Origin of the sequence: Solwaraspora sp. WMMB335 (assembly GCF_049179075.1) — a bacterium.
In the GTDB taxonomy this organism is placed as follows: Bacteria; Actinomycetota; Actinomycetes; order Mycobacteriales; family Micromonosporaceae; genus Micromonospora_E.
The window spans coordinates 7,756,741-7,776,368 of sequence record NZ_JBMHMF010000001.1 but is presented as its reverse complement, the minus strand read 5'-3'; the positions used below and the strand labels follow the sequence as shown (position 1 = coordinate 7,776,368).

The 19,628-nt window shown below is 73.0% G+C and carries 12 protein-coding genes (1 of these 12 running past the window's edge); 1 reads left to right on the top strand and 11 read right to left on the bottom strand.

The window, feature by feature from the left end; translation table 11 throughout:
- Positions 1 to 23: 23 nt before the first annotated feature.
- Genes ACN27F_RS33260 through ACN27F_RS33225 form a run of 8 tightly spaced genes read right to left on the bottom strand, consistent with a single transcriptional unit; the run spans position 24 to position 9,053 of the window.
- Positions 24 to 626, bottom strand: a complete 603-nt coding sequence (locus tag ACN27F_RS33260; RefSeq protein WP_421439554.1) for a GNAT family N-acetyltransferase — start codon at positions 624 to 626, stop codon at positions 24 to 26.
- A gap of 17 nt (positions 627 to 643) precedes the next feature.
- Positions 644 to 1,417, bottom strand: a complete 774-nt coding sequence (locus tag ACN27F_RS33255) for a class I SAM-dependent methyltransferase (protein WP_421439552.1) — start codon at positions 1,415 to 1,417, stop codon at positions 644 to 646.
- The gene (locus tag ACN27F_RS33250) at positions 1,404 to 3,194 is read right to left on the bottom strand and encodes an ABC transporter ATP-binding protein (RefSeq protein ID WP_421439550.1); all 1,791 of its coding nucleotides are present in this window, start codon (positions 3,192 to 3,194) and stop codon (positions 1,404 to 1,406) included. The genes ACN27F_RS33255 and ACN27F_RS33250 overlap by 14 nt, the downstream gene beginning before the upstream one ends.
- Positions 3,191 to 4,891, bottom strand: a complete 1,701-nt coding sequence (locus tag ACN27F_RS33245) for an ABC transporter ATP-binding protein (RefSeq protein ID WP_421439548.1) — start codon at positions 4,889 to 4,891, stop codon at positions 3,191 to 3,193. The genes ACN27F_RS33250 and ACN27F_RS33245 overlap by 4 nt, the downstream gene beginning before the upstream one ends.
- A gap of 41 nt (positions 4,892 to 4,932) precedes the next feature.
- On the bottom strand, positions 4,933 to 6,015 hold the full coding sequence (locus ACN27F_RS33240; protein ID WP_421439546.1) for an ABC transporter substrate-binding protein: 1,083 nt from the start codon (positions 6,013 to 6,015) through the stop codon (positions 4,933 to 4,935).
- A 4-nt stretch (positions 6,016 to 6,019) separates the two neighbouring features.
- Positions 6,020 to 6,910: an ABC transporter ATP-binding protein gene (locus tag ACN27F_RS33235; RefSeq protein ID WP_421439544.1), complete on the bottom strand. Its 891-nt coding sequence runs from the start codon at positions 6,908 to 6,910 to the stop codon at positions 6,020 to 6,022.
- The gene (locus ACN27F_RS33230; protein WP_421439542.1) at positions 6,907 to 7,986 is read right to left on the bottom strand and encodes a FecCD family ABC transporter permease; all 1,080 of its coding nucleotides are present in this window, start codon (positions 7,984 to 7,986) and stop codon (positions 6,907 to 6,909) included. The genes ACN27F_RS33235 and ACN27F_RS33230 overlap by 4 nt, the downstream gene beginning before the upstream one ends.
- Complete coding sequence (locus tag ACN27F_RS33225) at positions 7,983 to 9,053, bottom strand: FecCD family ABC transporter permease (RefSeq protein WP_421439540.1); 1,071 nt, start codon at positions 9,051 to 9,053, stop codon at positions 7,983 to 7,985. Before ACN27F_RS33225 ends, ACN27F_RS33230 begins: the two co-directional genes overlap by 4 nt.
- 84 nt (positions 9,054 to 9,137) lie before the next feature.
- Here ACN27F_RS33225 and ACN27F_RS33220 point away from each other — a divergent pair, with 84 nt between their 5' ends.
- Positions 9,138 to 9,935 carry a siderophore-interacting protein gene (locus ACN27F_RS33220; protein WP_421439538.1) on the top strand — a complete coding sequence of 266 codons (798 nt, stop codon included), beginning with the start codon at positions 9,138 to 9,140 and terminating at the stop codon, positions 9,933 to 9,935.
- Between the two features lie 52 nt (positions 9,936 to 9,987).
- On the opposite strand, the gene ACN27F_RS33215 is transcribed toward ACN27F_RS33220, so the two are convergent.
- The 3 genes in view from ACN27F_RS33215 to ACN27F_RS33205 are tightly spaced (each overlapping or abutting the next) and all read right to left on the bottom strand, a layout consistent with a single transcriptional unit that may run on beyond the window.
- Positions 9,988 to 12,102, bottom strand: coding sequence for a multicopper oxidase family protein (locus ACN27F_RS33215; protein ID WP_421439536.1), 2,115 nt, complete (start codon positions 12,100 to 12,102; stop codon positions 9,988 to 9,990).
- Positions 12,099 to 18,545: an amino acid adenylation domain-containing protein gene (locus ACN27F_RS33210; protein WP_421439534.1), complete on the bottom strand. Its 6,447-nt coding sequence runs from the start codon at positions 18,543 to 18,545 to the stop codon at positions 12,099 to 12,101. The genes ACN27F_RS33215 and ACN27F_RS33210 overlap by 4 nt, the downstream gene beginning before the upstream one ends.
- Positions 18,542 to 19,628, bottom strand: the end of a protein-coding gene (locus ACN27F_RS33205) for an amino acid adenylation domain-containing protein (protein ID WP_421439532.1). The gene runs 13,154 nt beyond the window's last position; the window shows 1,087 of its 14,241 coding nt (coding positions 13,155-14,241); its start codon lies off the right edge, out of view — the gene reads right to left on this strand; its stop codon occupies positions 18,542 to 18,544. Before ACN27F_RS33205 ends, ACN27F_RS33210 begins: the two co-directional genes overlap by 4 nt.

Here is a 19,628-nt window from a genome sequence, read left to right as displayed (position 1 = left end):
GGCGTCCGGCGTGACCTCGCCGGTCAACGCACCGGCGCGACGCGTACGTGCAGGGCGGCCCGCTTGTGGCCGAGATCGTGGACGCCGACCGGGCGGAACCCGGCGGCGCGAAACGCCCGACAGGCGACGTCGTGCCGCTCGTCAGGGTCGACGAACACCCGTCGGCACCTCGGATCCGCGGCGAACAGCCCGTCGGCGACCGCTCCCACCATTGTCCGCCCGAGGCCACGGCCGGTGTCCCGCACGTCACCGATCGCCAGGTGAATCCCGAGATCGTACGGATCCGTGGGATGGCACTGGCCGACCACGTCACGACTGACCCGGTACACCTCCAGGTAGGCGAACGGCCTGCCGTGCAAGGAGACCAGCAACGGTCGGGAGTACTCACCGGCGAGTTGGTCCGCGATCGTGTCGGCCCAGCGCTGCGGCGGCCACGCCTGACGCCAGAACAGGTCGACGTGCGACTCGTGCATCCAACGGCTGATCAGTTCGGCGTCGGACGACGGCGCTCCGGCCAGGCCAGGCCGCAACAACCGGCACGACCACGGGGCGGCGAGCGCGGGCAGCGCGGGCGCACCCGCCGCGCGCACGGACGCCGGCAGTCCGTCGGTAACCTCACGCGACAAGACCCCGCCTCCTCAGCTCATCGAGGTCCGCCGCCGACCGGCGGCCGGCCGGGAAGCGTCGCGACGAACAGCATCCGGGGGGTGTCGGCGAGCGTCGCAGGGGTGTCCCGCGCCTCCGCGATGATCACCTCGGCCCCCGCTCCGAGCTCCTGCTCCAACTGCTCGCGGTGGCGCAGAATGGACGCGTAGACGGATCGTTGGCGGTGCAGCCACCCAGCCGTCTCCTCACGTACGTCCACCACGAACCCCGCCCTGGTGAGGATTCGTGCGTGGTCGACGTAGCCCGGCTCCCAGGTCGTGAACGCGAATCGGCCTCCCGGTCGCAGCACCCGGGCGATCTCGGCGATCGCTGCCTGCTTGTTCCACACCATCCACAGGACGTCGACGCTCATCACCGCGTCGCAGCTGGCCGCGTCGAGCCCGGTGGTGGTGAAGCTGGCCCGCCGGAACTCGGCCCCGGCGAGGCCTAACCGCCTCGCCGCCGCCGCCGCGCCGGCGAGGGCTGAATCGACCACGTCCAAGCCGATCAACCGGGCCCCGGCGGCCTTCGCCACGGCGATGCCGGGGCCGCCCCGGCCACAACCGACGTCCACCAGCAGCTGTCCGGACCGCAGCGACAGCACCTCGGACAGCCGGGCCAGGTCGGTACGGGTCACAAAGCCGAACGGCTCCAGTTCGTCCGGGTAGTCGTCGCCGTACACCTGCTGGTAGATCCGACGCAGCGTCACGCTCGCCGCCTGATGGGGGTAGAAGTCCGCGTAGCGCTGCTCCGCGGTCTCAGCCTGACTCATCGTGTGTGCCCTTCCATCCGTCGGGACCGCCGCTCCACCCCTGCCAGAGCTGGCTGTACCGGCCACCGCTGGCGACCAACGTGGTGTGCGGCCCGGTCTCCACCACGTGACCGGCGTCGAGCACGACGATCCGGTCCGCACCGACGGCCTGGGACAGCCGGTGCGCCACGATCAGCGTGGTCCGTCCGCTGGTTGCCGCCAGCGCGGCGCGGTCGAGTACGTCCGCGCCGGCGCTGCCGGCCTCGGCGGTGGCTTCGTCGAGCACCGCCACCGGTGGGTCGGCGAGTACGAGTCGGGCGAGGGCGAGTTGCTGGGCCTGCGCTGCGGTGAGCCGCTCGCCGCCCTCGCCGACGTGACAGCGCAGACCGTCGGGGAGCGCCCGAGCCCAGTCGAGTGCCCCGACCCGGGCCAACGCGGCGACTATCTGCTCGTCGGTGGCATCCGGCCGGGCCAGCCGCAGGTCGTCGGCCAACGGCCCGGCGAACACGTGCACCTCCTGGCTGATCAGGCAGATCCGGCGACGGATCTGCTCCTCGCCGAGCCGCGACAGCGGCACGCCGCCGAGCCGCACCGTGCCCTCCGCCGGTTCGACGACCCCGGCGACGATGCCGGCGAGAGTGGTCTTGCCGGCTCCGCTGGCACCGACGAACGCCACCCGCTCCCCCGGCGCGATCCGCAACTCCACGTCGTGCAGCACCATCGGCCCGCTGTCGTAGCGGTGACTGATCCGATCGATGTCCACGGCGGCGTCGGACGGCGCGCCGTCCGACGCCGCCGGTCCGGGCGCGGGCAGTTCTGCCACCCCGACCAGCCGGGCCAGGGCAGCTCCCGCCTGCAGCGCCGAGTCCGATTCCATCAGCAGTGCGCCGAGCGGGTTGAACAACCGATGGAAGTACAAGGCGGCGGCGGTCGCCGCGCCGACCGTCGCCAGATCCGCGCGTACCAACACGAATCCCACGACGAGTACGGCGGCCAGGCCTACGAACTCCGCCCGGTTGATACGGGAGGCGAACCGGGTGTAGAGGCCGAACACCGACAGTGACAGGTCCCGAGCGGCCGCCGACCGATCGGCGATTCGCCCGACGTGCTGGTGTTCCAGCCGGAAGGCGCGGACGGTGGCGCTGCCGCCGAGCGCACCGACCATGGCCTGGGATCGTTGCCCGGTGGCCACCCGTTCCCTCGCGTAGTACGGAGTCGACCGTGGCAGGTACCAGCGCAGCGCCAGCACGTACATCGGGACGGCGAGCAGACCGGCCAGTCCGAAGCGCCAGTCCAGCACGAACAGGCCGGCACCGGTGAGGACCACCGCGATCGACGCGCCGGTCAGCTCCGGACCGGTGGTGGTGATCGCGTTGGCGACCACCGACACATCGTCGCTCGCCCGGGAGACCAGGTCGCCCGTGCCGGTACGGTCCAGCGTCGCCGCCGGCAGGTGCAACGCCCGGTGGATCACCCGTTCCCGCAGTCGAGCCAGCACCGTCTCGCCGAGACGGGCCAGCAACGCCCCCGCCAGCGCGGTCAACACGCCGGCGAGCAACGCGGCCACCGCGATGATCCCGGCCGCGCCGAGGACCTGTCGCCGGTCACCGCCGGCCAGGACCGCGTCGACCAGCCAACCGAGCACCCAGGGGGCGACCAGTGCGCAGGCGTTCGCGCTCACCAGCGCCACGGCCGCGGTGACGGTGAGGCCGGGCAGCCTACGGAACTCCGCCCACAGCGTCGACCAGGTACGGCGGGTGCTGGCGGTGGGCAGCAGCGGGGACTGGTCGTCGGTCATCGCAACACGGCCTCCCGGTAGCGGGGATCCGACCGCAACAGCTCGGTGTGCGTCCCCTCGACGGCGACCCGACCGGCGTCGAGCACCACCACCCGGGTGGTACGGGCGAGCAGGGCCGGGCTGGAGGTCACCAGGATGGTGCTGCGGCCGGCGCGGACCGCGCGAAGCCGGTCGGCGACGAGGTGCTCCGTCACCGGGTCGATCGAGGTGGTCGGATCGCGCAGCACCAGGATCGGCGGATCCGCGAGGATCGCCCGGGCGAGGCCGATCCGCTGCCGCTGACCGCCGGACAGACTCGTGCCACGATGCCCGACCGGGCGGTCCAAGCCGTCCGGGTGGGCGCTCAGCATGTCCTCGGCGGCGGCGGCCCGCACCGCGGTGACAAGGATGTCGTCCTCGGCCGCGACCGTCGTCACGACGGCGGCCAGGTTCGACCGGAGGCTGCCTTCGAACAACACCACGTCGTGCTGGTCGACCAGCATCGACCGTCGGCTGGCGTCGAGGTCGAGATGTTCCACCGGTACGCCGTCCACCACCAGTGCGCCGTGGTGGTCGGCCCGGGGCACGCGGCGGGCGAGCAGGTCCAGCAACGCGTCGGCGTCCTGCGGGTGGTAGGCGAGCACACCGAGCAGATCACCCGGGTCGACCCGCAGGCTGACCCGGTCGAGGCTGCGGTAGCTCACCTCGTCCAGCGACAGCCGTGACCCGGCCGCCGCCGGGGCCGGGGCCGGGGCACCACCGGGTGTGACCAGCGGCGCGGCGCCGAGTACCCGGGCCACCCGGCCGGCCGATGCCCGCGCCATCGCGTACAACTGCAGGCAGAAGCCGAGCGTCTGGACCGGCTCGGCGACGAACTGGGCCAGACCGACGACGGCGACGAGTTCACCGACCGTGAGCTGGCCACGCAGCGCCGACCACCCGGCGACGCCGGCGACCAGTGCCAGGAACACCCCGTTGACCGCGGTGGTGACTCCACGGTAGACGCCCTTGGTGTTGGCCGCCCGCAGGGTGGCGGACAGCGCCTGCCGGCTGGCGGCGGCGTACCGTTCGGCGGCGTTGTGCTGCGCGCCGATGCCACGCAGCACCCGGATTCCGCGTACCAGATCGGTGGCGAGGTCGGTGGTGCCCGCCATGGCCTCCTGCTGAGCCGCGCTGCGGCGGGTCAGCAACGGTGCCAGCCGGTGCAGCGCCGCGACGATGGCCGGCACCCCCAGCAGCACCAGCAGGCCGAGCGTCAGGTCGATGGTCAGCAGGGCCACGGCGGCGACGGCCAGCGCGGTCGACGCGGCGGCGGTGAGCCCGGCGGCACGCACCACCAGTGCCGCCAACTCGGTGTCCGAAGCGGTGACGGACAGCAGTTCACCGTCGCGCATTCCGCTGCGCTGCCCACGCGGGTCGAGGGCCTTGGCGGCGATCTCGACCCGCGTGGCGTGCGCTTCGCGTTCGACCGCGGCGTAGGCGAACTGCGCGCCGAACCGCCATGCGTAGGCGAGCACGGTGAACAGCACGGCCAACACGGTCAACGAGCCGACCAGGGCGACCGGGTCCGATTCGGTGACGGCCCGGTCGATGACCAGGCCGATGACCACCGGCACCAGTGCCTCCGCCGCCTGGTGCAGGCAGAGCAGCAGCACCCCGGCGGCGACCCGGCCGCGTTGGCGGTGCAACGCGCGCCGCATCACCCGTCCGGCGGTCACCGGCGGGTCCACGGGCTGCCTGCCGCGCACCATGACGGGCCTCAGGAAGCCGTCGCGAGTTCGGTCAACACGACGTCGATCCGCTCCACCAGCTCCAGCCCGGTGCCCAGCGACGCGGCGCCGGACAGGATCGGGTAGACCTGCCCGGCCTGGACCGCCGGCAACTGCTGCCACAACGCGGTGTCGGTGAGGGCCACGTTGTCCGGCGCCGGGGTCACCCCGTCGGGGCCGGACGGGACGAGCAGCACGCCGGTCGACTCCAGCACACCGATCTGTTCGAACGAATACTCCTGGGTCGGCTCGGGTTGGGAGGCGGCTGGTTCAGCCAGCCGCAGACCGCTGTCGACCAACACCGTCGTGTCGGTCCACTTCGGTCCCAGCGTCCAGAACGTGGTGTCCGAGGCGACCTGGACGAAGGTGAACGTGTACTCGTCGAGCACGGCCTGGTGCGTCTGTTGGATCTCGGCGGTGCGGTCGCGGTACCGGGTGAGCAACTCGTCGGCCTGCGGGACGCGGCCGAGCACGTCGCCGATCCGACTGGTCACCTCCAGCAGGCTCAGCTGCTGGAAGGAGATCACCACGGTCGGGGCGATCCTACTGAGCTGCTCGTACAGTTCGTCCGGGGTGTCGATGGTGCGCAGGATGAGGTCCGGTTCGGCGCCGGAGATCTTCTCCACGTCCGGCTCGGTCCAGTCGCCGACGATCGGTACGTCGGCGAGTTTCGGGGCGTACGTCTGCCCGGTGGTGTCGTACCCGCCGCCGCTGACCCCGACCGGCACCAGTCCCAGATCGACCACGGCGAAGGCACCGAAATAGTCGGCACAGACCACCCGGGACGGCTCGGCCGGCACGGTGACCTCGCCCTTGTCGGTCTGTACGGTCCGCTCGCCAGGCTCCTGTGCGGCGGCGTCAGGGGTGGTCTCGCCGTCGCCGCAGGCGCCGAGCAGCAGCGCGCCCGCGACGCCGAGACCGCCGGTGAGCAGGCCGCGCCGACGAAGCCCGCGCAGGTCCGGCGACGCCGCAATCAGCGACAGGTCCGGGATACCGGGCATGCCGAGCAAGGCGGGTGGGGCGACAGGTAGCGGTCTGGTGCCCGTGGCGGGCCGCTCCAGCAGCAGGGTCATGGGGTCAACCTTTCTCCACGCCAGCCGACGTGGTGAACGATGCGATCATCGGGTCGGGCACGGCGGCGGCCTCGTTGCCGCGATGGTGCCGGCCGATCGGCACGACCATCGGCGTGCCGGAGACCGGGTCATCGACGACCCGGTTGTCCAGTCCGAACACGTCGGACACGAGTGCCGACGTGATCACCTGCGCCGGCGGTCCCTCGGCCACCAACTCGCCCTCCTTGACGACGATGAGGTGGTCGGCGTACCGGCAGGAGAGGTTGAGGTCGTGCAGGACCAGCAGGATGGTGACCTGTCGCTGCCGGTTGAGGTCGGTCAGCAGATCGAGGACCTCGACCTGGTGGGTCACGTCCAGATAGGTGGTCGGCTCGTCGAGCAGCAGGATGCGGGTGCGCTGCGCCAGTGCCATGGCGATCCAGACCCGCTGCCGTTGTCCGCCGGAGAGTTCGTCGACCGGCCGGCGGGCCAACTCAAGGGTGCCGGTGACCTGCAGGGCCGCCGCCACCGCTTCGTCGTCCGCCGCGGTCCACCGGCGCAACCAGCCCTGATGCGGGTAACGGCCGCGGCCCACCAGGTCGGCCACGGTTATCCCTTCGGGCGCGACCGGATGCTGCGGCAGGATGCCGAGTTTCGTCGCCACCTGCCGGGTCGGCAGGTGGCGCAGGTCCCGGCCGTCGAGATGGACGACGCCGCCGGTCGGGGCCAGCAGGCGGGCGAGCCCACGCAGCAGGGTCGACTTGCCGCAGGCGTTGGGTCCCACGATGACGGTGATCCGCTCGGCCGGAACGTCGACGGTCAGCCGTCGGATCACCTCGCGATCGCCGTACCCGAGAGTCACTTCCCGGGCGCCGAGACCGGCCGGCCCGTCGCCGGCGGGCCGGGTGCCGGTCATCCGCCCCGTCCTTCCCGGTTGGCGGTGGCCAGCAGCCACAGCAGGTACGGCGCGCCGACGATGCCGGTGACCACTCCGACCGGAAACTGGACGGCACCGATCAGGTGCTGCGCGCTCAGGTCGGCGACCACCATGACGACCGCACCGGTGAGCGCCGCCGGCAGCAGCGCCGGCCCACGGTCGCGGACCAGCCGTCGCGCGATCGGCGCGGCGACGAACGCCACGAACGGCACCGGGCCGGCGGCGGCGGTCGCCGCGGCCGCGAGTCCCACCCCGGTCAGCAGGATGGCCAGGCGCAGCCGCTCGACCCGGGCGCCCAGCCCGGCCGCGGTCGCGTCGCCGAGACGCAGCAGGTCGAGCCCGCGCGACAGGATGAACGCCAGCGGCGCCAGGACCGCCATGGCCAACGCGACAGGCCGGACGTGCGCCCAGGACCGGGCGTTGAGGCTGCCGGTCAACCAGACGAGCGCCTGCTGGGCGCTGGTGATCTCGGCCCGTGACATCAGGTACGACACGACACTGGCGAGCACCGCCGCGACGCCGATGCCGACCAGCACCAACCGGTACCCGGACACCCCGTCGCGCCAGGCCAGCAGGTAGATCAACGCGGCGGTGCCGAGCGCACCGGCGAACGCGCTGACCGACACGACGACGCCGACCACGCCGACCACGACGATGCAGACGACGGCGGCGGCACTCGCGCCCATGGTGATACCGATGATGTCGGGGCTGGCGAGCGGATTGCGGACCAGTGTCTGGAAGATCGCGCCGGAGATGCCGAAGGCGGCACCGGCGAGCAGCCCGGTGAGGACCCGTGGCAATCGCACCTCGGTGACGATGAACTCGTTGCGCCGGCTGCTGTCGCCGAACAGCGCGTCGACGACGTCGGTCGGCGGGATGGCCACCGCGCCGACCGCGAGCGCGGTACCGAACAGCACGACAACGCCCACGGCCAGCGTCGCGGTGACGACGGTGAACCGGCGCCGGCCCCGGTGGCGGGCGTCGCGGACGAGCTGGGCGGGTGTCGGCCCGGCGGTGCCGGTACGGGTCCGCGGCCCGAGGGGCGCGGGCCTCACAACTCGGCCAACGCGCGGCGACGGACCAGGGCGATGAACACCGGAGCGCCGATCACCGCGGTCACCACGCCGACCTGCACCTCGGCCGGCCGGGCCACCACCCGGCCGACGACGTCGGCGGCCAGCAGCAGGATCGGCGCCAGGACCATGGCGTACGGCAGGATCCACCGGTAGTCCGGGCCGGTGATCATCCGGGCCACGTGCGGCACCGCGAGGCCGACGAAGGCGACCGGCCCGGCGAGCGCGGTGGCGGTGCCGCAGAGCACGACGACGCTGGCCGCGCCGAGCGCCCGGGTGAGCACAAGATCCTGGCCGAGTCCGCGGGCCAGGTCGTCGCCGAGCGACAGCGTGTTCAGCAGCCGGCCACACGGTGCCGCCAGGACGAGCCCGACAAGCATGAACGGCACCGCCTGGCCGGCGAGGTCGCCGCCCCGCCCGGCGAGGGAGCCGACCTGCCAGAGCCGGAAATGATCGAAGGCATCCGTGTCGGTGAGCAGCAACGCGGTGGTCACCGAGGCGAGCGCGGCGCTGACCGCGGCACCGGCCAGTGCGAGTTTCACCGGCGTGGCGCCCTCCCGGCCGAACGCGGCGATACCGTACACCACGACCGCGGTCACCGCCGCCCCGGCGAACGCGAACCACACGTAGCCGGTCAGGGTGACCACGCCGAACAGGCTGATGCCGATCACCACGAACAGCGCGGCGCCGGCGTTCACCCCGAGCAGCCCTGGATCGGCGAGCGGGTTACGGGTCAGGCCCTGCATGATCGCCCCGGCCAGGCCGAGTGCCATGCCGGCGACCAGCCCGACGACGGTGCGCGGGACCCGCAGCGTGCGCACCACGAGATGATCGCCGTCGGCCGGATCGAACGCGAACAGCGCGCCCAGCACGTCGCCGGCGCCGATCGGCTTGGCCCCGACCGAGACGCTGGCCATCGCGGCGAACGCGAGCACGACCACCGCGACGACCAGCCCGGTCAGCAGTGCGGGTGGGCGACCGGCAGCTGGCTGCGGGTGGGTCCGGTGACGGACCTGCGCAGCCCGAGCGTCGCCGTCCACCACTGGCACAGAAATCTCCCGGGGCAAACCCATCAAGGCGGAATTCAGCATAGGCTAACCTAAGTATCCGCCAAGGAGAAGGATCCGACGCTGATGACGATCGACATCGCCCCGTCCCCGGCCCCCGTGCGGCACCCCATGCTGGCACAGGTCGTCGCCACCCGGAAACTGACACCACGGCTGATCCGGGTCACCCTCACCGGATCCGCGTTGGACACTTTCGGCTACGATGGACCCGACCATCTGGCCCGAGTGTTCCTCGCCCCACGCGCGGACGTCGAGTTGTGCCTGCCGGCCAGCGCCGAGCGGTGGTGGCCCGCCGTGCAGGCGATGCCGGACGAGGTCCGCCCGATCGTCCGCAACTACACGGTCCGCCGACTGGACGGCGGACGCCGGGAGATGGACATCGACTTCGTCCTGCATGCCGAGGCCGGACCCGGCTCGTCGTGGGCGGCGACTGCCGCCGTCGGCGACCAGATCGGAGTCCTCAGCGACGGCGCCGAGTACGCACCACCGGCCGACACCGACTGGCAGCTGCTGATCGGAGACGAGACCGCGCTGCCGGCGATCGCCGCGATCGTCGAGTCCCTGCCGGCGGACGGCCACGCGCTCGTGCTGCTGGAAGTCGGTGACGCCACCGACGAACTCGACCTCGCCGCCCCGTCCGGTGCCCGGATCACCTGGCTGCACCGCGGCGCGACGCGGGCCGGCCACAGTGACATCGTGCTGCGCACCCTGCGTGAAACGGTGTTTCCCGTCGGTGCCGCGTACGCCTTCGTCGCCGGCGAGTCGGCCATGGTCACCTCGGTACGGCGGCATCTGGTGGGCGAGCGCGGCGTAGCCAAGCAACGCGTCTACTTCTGCGGGTACTGGCGCGCCGCCGCGCGGTGAGACCACTGGGGTAGGGCGCACGTCGCCGCCGCCCGGCGCCCTACCCACGGGTTCAGTGACCGCCATGGGCGGCCCCGCCACCCATCGGGTGCCCACCCTGGTGTTCGATCTTCATCACCTCGGCCGGCATCACGACGAACGGTCGCATCATGCCCATGTCCTCGTGGTCGCGCATGTGGCAGTGGTGCAGGAACCGGCCGCTGTGCGCGAAGTGGGCCGCCACCGACACCGCTTCGCCGTTGTTGACGTGCACCACGTCCTTCCATCCGCTGTCCATCGGGGATATCTCCCGCGCCTCGACGTACTCGATCGGCACGACCGTGCCTCCGCCGACCGTGCGGCCCTGCTCGTCGAAGAAGAACTCGAACTTGTCGGCGACGTCGTAGAAGTGCCGATGCAGGACCCGGAAGTGTGTGCTGTGCACGTGCTGCGGGTGCGGCCAACCGCCGACATCCAGATTGATCCAGGTCCACCGTTCCCAGTCGCCGGTGTTGACCATGAACCGGACCGGGTCGTTGAAGTGCCGCGCCACCCGCCGGTAGGTTCGTACCGTCTGATCGGCGCCCTTGACCTGGACGACACCGTCGATCGGCAGCGGCTCGGTCGGCGCGGGGATCTGCTCCATCTCCCACTGCTCGATCTGCCCGGTGCCCAGCGGCGGGAACATGACCATCCGTTCCGGCGCGTCGGCCATCGCGTCGTCGTCGACCGGCGGGAATTCGCGGTCCAGCACGGCCGGCGGGTGGAACCGGTCGCCACCGTGCCGGCCCACCCGGAACTGCATCACCTGTGGCCACGGCCCCGGGTCGTAGTCGACGTTGACCATGTTCAGCGTCCGGCCCCGGAACGGCGCGAAGTTCACCAGCACGTCGGCGCGCTCCGCGGCGACCACGCTCAGCACGCCGTCCACCGACACCGGCGCCGGCAGCAGCCCGCCGTCCCCGCCGATCAGCTGGATCGCGTCCGCCGGTACCGGGCTGCCGTCCTCGAAGGTCAACTGCAGGTGGTACGGGCGCACGTTCGACAGGTTCAGCACCCGGAACCGGTACCACCGTGGCTCCACCGCCAGGTACGGCCAGATGATCCCGTTGACCGTGGTGAACGGGCCGGAGAAGGATGTCGCCTGCAGTTCCGGTTCGGTGGCGTACAGCACGGTCTTGTACAGCTGGACACCGGTGAGCCGGCCGGCCTCGTCGAGGTCGAAGTTGCGGTCGCACAGGAGCAACGGGACCTCGTGGCGACCGGCCGGCAGCCCGAGACCGGCTTCGGTGTCGTCGCGGATCAGGTAGGCACCGCTGAGCCCGGCGATGGTGTTCCACCTCGACACCGGCATGGCGTGGTCGTGATACCACAGGGCGGTGGCCCGCTGCGCGTTGGCGTACTCGGCGACCTGCACCGCGCCGGGGGCGATGCCGGCCTCCGGCCAGCCGTCGTTGTCCATCCCGGTTTCCGCCCCGTGCAGGTGGATCACCGTCCAGGGCGGCAGGTTCGACACGTCGGTCAGCACCGGTGCGCCGTCGCGGCCAGGCCGGTCCCACAGCGGCGGATCCGCCCACTCGATCAGCGGCGCCACCGCGACCAGCGGCATCTTTCCGGAGAGCTGATTGACCCAGCGCACCGACAGCGGCCGGTCGCGGCGTACCTCGATCGTCGGCCCCGGCAGGGTGCCGTCGAAGCCCCAGATCGTCGTCGTCGGCAACTGCGAGTGCATCCGTACCCGGGCCACCGTCATCCGTACGGTCAACTCGTCCGGCTCGCCCCGTCGGGGCCGCAGCACCCGGGGGATCGGCAGCGGGTCGCGGTAGGGCTGCAGTGGCGTCGGATGCCCGGCGGCGTCCACGGCCGCGCGGCCGGCACCCGCCGTGCCGGCGCTACCGGCACCGGCCGACGGCACGTTGCGGCCCGGTAGCCGGGTGTTGTTCGCCACCGCCACGGTCCGCGGTCCGACTGCCCCCCGGCCCGCCCCGGCCTGTCGGGCCACCCAGTCGCGCACCCCGTCGTTGGCCGACAGCGCCGACGCGGTGAACCCGGCGGCGATGGCGCCGGCGAGCAACCGTCTGCGGTTGGCCGTCACGGCACCGGGATCGGTCTGCCGCGGCGCGTGCGCGACCGGCTGCCGCGCCGGCTCGCGGCCGGTGTGGTCGTCCTGTTCCTGCCTACTACTCATTGTTCTCCTCGATCAGATCTACCGACGGGTGACGGGTCCGACGCCCGGTCCCCGATGCTCGTGGCGTCGGCCGTCGCCGGCGCTCGCCGCACGGCCGCCAGCGCACCGACGGTGCGGTGGGTGAAGATCTCCCGCGAGGACAGCCGCACACCGGCGGCGTCGGCCAGCGCGACCAACCGCAGGCAGGCGAGGCTGTCGCCGCCGAGCAGGAAGAAGTCGTCGTCCAGACCGACCTGCGGCACGCCGAGCGCGGCGGCCACGGCGTCGCACAACGCCCGCTCCCACGGGGTGCCGGGTGCCCGGTAGGCGACCCGCGAGGCCAGGTCCGGACGGGGCAACCGGGTCCGGTCCACCTTGCCGTTGCCGGTCAGCGGCAACTCGTCGAGCAGCACACAGGCGGTCGGTACCATGAAGTCCGGCAGCCGGGCGGCCAGCCAGCGACGCAGGGCCGTCGGGTCCGGTCGCCGGCCCGGCCGGGCCACCGCGTACCCGACGAGGATCCGACGCTCCCCGGCCGCGACCGCCGATACGGCCGCGTCCAGCAGGTCGGGATGCGCCGCCAGCGCGGCCCGCACCTCAGCCAGCTCGACCCGGTAGCCACGGATCTTCACCTGGTCGTCAACCCGACCCAGGTAGTCCAGCGCGCCGGAGTCGGTCCACCGGACCAGGTCGCCGGTGCGGTAGAGGCGACCGCCCGCGGTGAACGGATCCGCGACGAACCGGGCCGCGGTCGTCCCCGGCGCGTCCAGATAGCCGCGGGCAAGTCCCGCACCGGCCAGGTACAGCTCGCCCGGCACCCCGGGCGGCAGCACCGCGAGGTTGCGGTCGAGCACGTACGCCCGGGCGTTGTCCACCGGGCGCCCGACGAGCGGCCGGTCGCTGTCGGCGACGAACGCCGCCAGCGAGTCCACGGTGCACTCCGTCGGCCCGTACAGGTTGACCCCGGCCAGGCCGGGCGCCTCGGCGAGTTGGTGCCACTGGGCCGCGCCGACCGCGTCCCCGCCGAAGCCGACCAGCGACAGCGGGCACCCGCCGGCGGCGAACGTGTCCAGGTCCGCGAGCGCGGCCAGCATCGCCGGTGACACCTCGACGAAGTCGATCTCGGCCGAGTCGAGCAGGTCCGCCAGCGCCCGCGGGTCGGTACGCTGCTCGTCGGTGGCGATGTGCACGGCATGCCCGTCGAACAGCCACAGCTGCGGCTGCCAGGCCGCGTCGAAGGCGAACGGCCAGGCGTGCGCCACCCGCAGCCGGTCCCGCCCGGTACGCCGCCTGACCGGTTCGTACAGCGCCCGCCGATGGCTGTGGAACAGGTTGGCGATCGCGGCGTGCGTGACCACGACGCCCTTGGGCGTGCCGGTCGATCCGGAAGTGAACACGACGTACGCCGGGTGCGCCGGGCGCAGCCGCGCTCGCCGCTCCCCCGGGTCGATCGGTCCGGTGGCGAGCCCGGCGACCGCCGCGGCGTCCGGCGCCAGCACCACACCGGGGTACGCAGGTTCCAGCACATCGGTCAGCTCCGGCTCGACGATGACGGCCGTGGGTCGGGCGGCGGCGAGCAGGCCACGAACGCGGGCGGCCGGGTGCGCTGTGTCGACCGGCAGGTACGCCGCGCCGGCGGTCAGCACCGCGAGCATGCCGACCATGGCGGCGACACCACGCCCGGCGATCACCGCCACCCGGTCCTCCGGCTCGACGCCGGCGGCCAGCAGCGCCCGGGCGAGCTGGTTGACCCGAGCCGCGCAGTCGGCGAAGGTCAGGCGCTCGGCCCCGCACACCAGCGCCGGTGCGTCCGGGTGCGCGGCGGCGCGCGCGGCGAACAGCTCCGGCAACAGCAGCGGCGGGTGCTCGTGCCGGGTCGCGTTCCAGTGCCCGAGCACCGTGGCGCGTTCATCGGCCGCCGCCGCCGGCAACGCCGCCACCGGGGAGTCGGCGCCGGTGACGACAGCGTTCAGCGTCGCGCCCAGCCGCGCGGCGATCCGACGGGCGTCGCGCTCGGTGAACAGCTCCGGCTGGTATTCCAGGACCAGGTCCAGTCCGTCGCCGGGCAGCACGGTCAGGGTCAGCGGATAGTGGGTGACCGACTCGCCGGCCAGGACGTCGACGGTAAGGCCGCCGGCCCGTTCGACCGTCCGCAGTGCTTCCTCGTCGACGGGAAAACTCTCGAACACCAGCAGGGTGTCGAACAGTTCCCGCTGGCCGGACCAGCCCAGGATGTCGGCCAGGCCGACGTGGTGGTGGTCCAGGAGCGCGGCCTGCTCGCGCTGCAGCCGGACCAGCGCGGCCCGTACCGTCTCGGTACGCCGCAGCCGTACCCGGACCGGGATCGTGTTGACCAGCAGGCCCAGCACCGCTTCGGCCTGTCGGACGCCGGCGTCGCGACCGGACACCGTCTGTCCGAACACGACGTCGTCGCGCCCGGTGGCCCGGCTGAGCACCGTGGCCCAGGCGAGCTGCAGCACCGTGTTGAGCGTGACGCCGCTGCGGCGGGCCAACGCGCGCAGCCCGGCCACCAGCGCGACGGGCAGCGGCAGCGGCAGCAGCCTGGCGCCGGTGCCCGGCCGGCTGGCCGGCGTCGCCAGCAGCGTCGGTTCGACCACGCCGTCGAGCGCGCCGCGCCAGGCCCGCTCCGCCGCCGTCCGGTCCCGGCCGGCCAGCCAGCGTAGATGGTCGCGGTGCCCGTCGGCCGGTGCCCCGGCGTCGGGCAGGCCCGCGTACGCGGCGAACAGCTCCCGGGCGAGCAACGGTACCGACCAGCCGTCCAGGATCAGGTGATGGTTGGTGAACACCAGCTGGGCCTGGTCCGCCGTCAGCCGGACCAGGTCCAGCCGCAGCAGCGGTGGTGCGTCGAGCTGGAATCGGGTGCCGCGCCGACGGGCGCGGAGTCGCTCGACGGCGTCGTCGCGCTCGTCGGCGGCCAGCGCGGTCAGGTCGGTGACGGTCCAGTCGACGGTCACCTCGGTCCGGATCACCTGCACCGGGCCGGACGGGGTGATGACGAACCCCGCCCGCAGTACGGGATGCCGGTCCAGCACGCGCTGAGCGGCCACGCGCATCCGATCGGCGTCGACGCTCGCGCGCACCCGCAGCGTGAGCTGCATGGTGTAGACGTCCGGCCCGGCGGTGTCGTAGCCGGCCAGGAAGAGCATGCCGGCCTGCAGCGGTGTCACCGGCAGCACGTCCGCGACGGCCGGGTCGGCCAGCAGCGACGCGTGGGTGTCCCGGACCTGCCGCAGCACCGCCGAGCCGGCGTCGTCCGCGCCGCAATCCGCCGCCGTCGCGCTGTCGCGACGGCGGCGTGCGGTCACGGCCAGCGCGGCGACGGTCTGCTGTTCGAACACGTCGCGGGTGCGCAGCGGCAGGCCGGCCGCGCGGGCCCGGCCGACCAGCCGGATCGAGACGATGCTGTCCCCGCCGAGCTCGGTGAAGGCGTCGTGGATACCGACCCGCGGCAGCCCGAGCAGCTCGCCGACGAACTGGGCGAGCAGACGCTCGTCGCCGGTGCGGGGCTGGTCCCCACCGGCCAGCGTGGACAGGTCCGGCGGCGGCAGTTCCCGGCGGGCGATCTTGCCACTGGACGTGGTCGGCAGCCGGTCCAGCCAGGTCAGCACCGACGGCAGCTGGTGGGCGGCCAGTCGGGCGCCCGTGTGGGCCCGTACCTCGGCCAGGTCCGGACGCCGTTGCGCGGCCGGCACCAGATACCCGACGATGCGCGCGAGGCCGCCGGCCCCGGTGTGCACCGCCACCGCCGCCTCGGCGACGCCGGGCGCGGTGCTGAGCGCCGACTCGATCTCGGCCGGTTCGATCCGGAAGCCACGGACCTTCACCTGCCCGTCGGCACGGCCGAGAAAGTCCAGCCGGCCGTCCGCACGCAACCGGACCAGGTCGCCGGTGCGGTACAGCCGGGCACCGGCCGGCGCGACCGGGTCCGCCGGACCGATCGGATCCGCCGGACCGAACGGATCCGCGACGAACCGCGCCGCGGTCAGGCTTGCGGCACCGAGATAACCACGGGCCAGCCCGGCGCCGGCCAGGTAGAGTTCGCCGACGCCGTCCGGTGGCACCGGTCGCAGCCAGCGATCGAGCACCCGCACCGTGGTGTTGGCCACCGGCACACCCAGATGCGGGACGGGGTGCGAATCAGCGCAGTAGAGGCTGTCCCCGCTCGCCTCCGAGCAACCGTACAAATTCACCACCCGTGCGTCGGTGGCGGCGGACAGCGGAATCGTGTACGCCGAAGTCAGCACTTCCCCGCTGCAGACCCAGATCCGTACCGTGCCCAACCGGCCGGCACCGTGCTCGGCCATCGCGCGCAGCAGGCTCGGCACACCGGTGATCCGGGTGATCCGGTGCGTCGCGACGAGATCGACCAGAGCGAGCGCGTCGCGGCGCTGATCGGCTGCGGCGAACACCACCGGTATTCCGGCGGCGAGCGCGGCCAGGGTCTCGGTGATCCCGTCGATGAACCCGATCGGGCTCTTCGCCAGCACCGCCTCGTCGGCTCCGGCCGGCTCGGCGGCGAGGATCCAGCGCAGCCTGTTGACCAGCCCGACTCTGGTGCCGATGACGCCCTTCGGGGTTCCGGTGGAACCTGAGGTGTACAGCACGTAGGCCGGATGCTCACCCCGGATCGGCCGGCCGATCTCGGCCGGCGTGAGCCTGTCCGGCCGGTGGCCGGCGAGTTCGGCACGGACCGTCACATCGGTGAGCCGAAGCTGCGGCGTACCGGCGGTCACGGTGTCGGTGAGCGCACGTTCGGCGGTGAGCACCAGCAGCGGCCGGGCGTCGTCGATCATGTGTCGCAGCCGCCGGTCCGGCAACTCCAGGTCCATCGGCAGGTACGCCGCCCCGGTCTTGAGCACGGCCAGCATCGCCACCACGAGGTCGGCCCGGTAGCCGGTGGCGATCCCGACGACGGACTCGGGTCCGACGCCCCGCGCGAGCAGCGCGCGGGCCAGCCGGTTGGCCCGTTCGTCGAGTTCGCCGGCGGTGTACGACGTCCCGTCGGCCAGCAGCGCGGGCAGGTGCGGTGTCACGGCGGCGGGCGCCCCGACCAGCGCGGCGACGTCGCCGTCGAGTCCGGCGAGGTGCGCACCGGTGAGCAGCCGGTCCAGCCGACGGCGTTCCTCCCCGGTGGTCAGCGCGAGCTGCCCCACCGGTGTGTCCGGATGGACGAGGACCTGTCGGAACACCAGCAGCAGCCGGTCGAGCAGCGCCGTGGCTCCGGTCCGGTCGAGCACCCCGGGGCGGAACTTCAACTCGAACCGCAGGTTCCCACCACCGGGCACCACGGTCAGCATCACCGGGTAGTGCGTCGCGTCGTGACCGGTGACCGCCGCCACCCGCAGCCCGCTGTCCTGCTCCGCCGCCGCCAGTTTCCGCTCGTCGACCGGATAGTTCTGGATCACCAGGACGCTGTCGAACAACTCGCCCGTCCCGGCCTCGGCGACCACCGTGGGCAGGTCCAGGTACTGGTGGTTCAGCAGTTCCGCCTGCTCGGCCTGCAGCCGGCGCAGGAAAGCGGCGTACGGTTCGTCGCGGCGCAGCCGGACCCGCACCGCAACGGTGTTGAGGAACAGCCCGATGATCTCGTCGGCGCCGGCTAGGTCGGCCGGCCGGCCAGCCACGGCCTGCCCGGTGATCACGTCGGGGGTGCCCGCGATCCCGGCCAGCAGCACCAGCCAGCCGCCCTGCATCATGGTGTTGAGGGTGAGCCCGTGATCCCGGGCGATGGCGCGCAACGCGGTGGATTCGCGGTCGTCCAGTGTGGCCAGGATCTGCTGGGCCACGACGGCCGGCGGGTAGGGCCCGGAGAAGGGGGTGCAGGACTGCGCATCGCGCAACGCCTCGCGCCACGCCGCTGCGCTGGCTTTGCGGTCCTGCTTGGCCAGCCAGCCGAGGTAGTCCCGGTACTGCGCGGCCGGCGGCGGTGGTGTCGCAGCGCCGCCGACGGCGCGGTAGAGCCGGATCAGTTCCTGGATCAGCAGTCCGTTGGACCAGCCGTCGAGCAGGATGTGATGCGATGTGACGAGCAGCCGGTGCCGGTGATTGGCCAGTCGCAGCAGGTGGAACCGGAACAGCGGCGGCTCGGCCAGGTCGAAACGGACCTGCCGGTCGGCGGCGGCGATCCGGTCGGCGGCGCCATCCGGATCGCCGGCTGCCCGCAGATCGGTCTCCTGCCACGGCGCCGGTGCGTGGTCCGGGATCAACGCCACCGGGCGGTCGACGTCCTCGGTCCAGAAGCAGGCCCTCAGGTTGGCGTGCCGATCCAGCAAGGCGTCCACGGCCGCCCGAAGTCGCGCCGGCGCCAACCCACCGTCGAGGTCGACCGCCAGTTGGACGCCGTACGGGTCGGGGCCGGCCTCGGTGGTTGCGCTGAGAAAGAGCAGACCCTCCTGCAGCGGCGAGAGCGGAAGGATGTCGACAATTGCCGGCGGTTCGGTCATCGGCGGGCCCACTTCGCTTGGATTCGGTCCAGCTGGCTCTGGTCGAGCCGGGCCAGCGGGACGTCGGCGGGAGTGATGCGGTATGCGGGCGCGACCGCGGCGGCGACCGCGGTCGTGGCGCGTACCCACAGGTCGGCCAGCTCGTCGACGGCGCTGTGGTCGACGCGACCGGAGCAGTGCGCGAAGACCGCCCGCAGCCGCAGGCCCTGCCCGGTGTCGATGGCGGTGACGTCGACGGTGACCGCGTGGTCGGCCACCCGGTGCCCGTCGACGGTGCCGCCGATCCCTCCGTCGACGGGCCGCCAGGCGGGCGTCGTGGCCGGTGCGGCGTCGGTGTCGGTGTCGACGTTGGTGTCGGTGTCGACGTTGGTGTCGATGTCGAACCCGGTGTCGACGCGGCCGAGGTAGTTGACCGCGAGCCACGGCTCGGGCAGCCCGCCCAGCGGCGCGTCCGGCGCGAGGTGCCGCAGCAGGCCGTAGCCGACGCCGTCGTCCGGCACCCCGCGCCGATGGGCGCGTACCGCGGCCACCACCTCGCCAGCGGCGGCCGGATCGACCTCGGCCCGTGCCACCCCGGTTCCGCCGGTCGGCAGCCGCACCGGGTAGACCGTGGTGAACCAGCCGACGGTGCGGGACAGGTCGGCCCCGGCGACGAGATCCTGCTGGCGACCGTGCCCCTCGACGTCGATCACCGGGTCGTCGGCGCCGGTCCAGCTGCGCAGCGCGAGCGCGACCACGGCCAGCAGCACGTCGTCGACCTGGGCACGCAGTCGTGCCGGCACCTCGGCGAGCAGCGCCCCGGCGACGGTCGCCTCGACCGTCCGGGTGACGTGCGCGACGCGGTCCAGCGTGTCGCGCTCGGTCCGCGCCGGTGCGACGACGCTCGGCACGCGCACGTCGGCGAGCACCTTCCGCCAGTACTCCACCTCGGCCCCGGCGGCCCGCCGCGCGGCCACCTCCGGCAGCGCCCGCGCCCACCGGCGTAGCGACGTGACGACCGGCGCCAGCGCGGGCACCCGACCGGCTGCGGCATCGGCGTACGCGCCGGCCAGGTCCGGCAGCAGGATCCGCCAGGACACCCCG

Excerpts from the sequence above, each read along its gene's own strand:
- ACN27F_RS33255 (WP_421439552.1), bottom strand. The coding sequence starts at position 1,417 with ATGAGTCAGGCTGAGACCGCGGAGCAGCGCTACGCGGACTTCTACCCC.
- ACN27F_RS33250 (WP_421439550.1), bottom strand. The coding sequence starts at position 3,194 with ATGACCGACGACCAGTCCCCGCTGCTGCCCACCGCCAGCACCCGCCGT.
- ACN27F_RS33240 (WP_421439546.1), bottom strand. The coding sequence starts at position 6,015 with ATGACCCTGCTGCTGGAGCGGCCCGCCACGGGCACCAGACCGCTACCT.
- ACN27F_RS33235 (WP_421439544.1), bottom strand. The coding sequence starts at position 6,910 with ATGACCGGCACCCGGCCCGCCGGCGACGGGCCGGCCGGTCTCGGCGCC.
- ACN27F_RS33220 (WP_421439538.1), top strand. The coding sequence starts at position 9,138 with ATGACGATCGACATCGCCCCGTCCCCGGCCCCCGTGCGGCACCCCATG.
- ACN27F_RS33215 (WP_421439536.1), bottom strand. The coding sequence starts at position 12,102 with ATGAGTAGTAGGCAGGAACAGGACGACCACACCGGCCGCGAGCCGGCG.
- ACN27F_RS33210 (WP_421439534.1), bottom strand. The coding sequence starts at position 18,545 with ATGACCGAACCGCCGGCAATTGTCGACATCCTTCCGCTCTCGCCGCTG.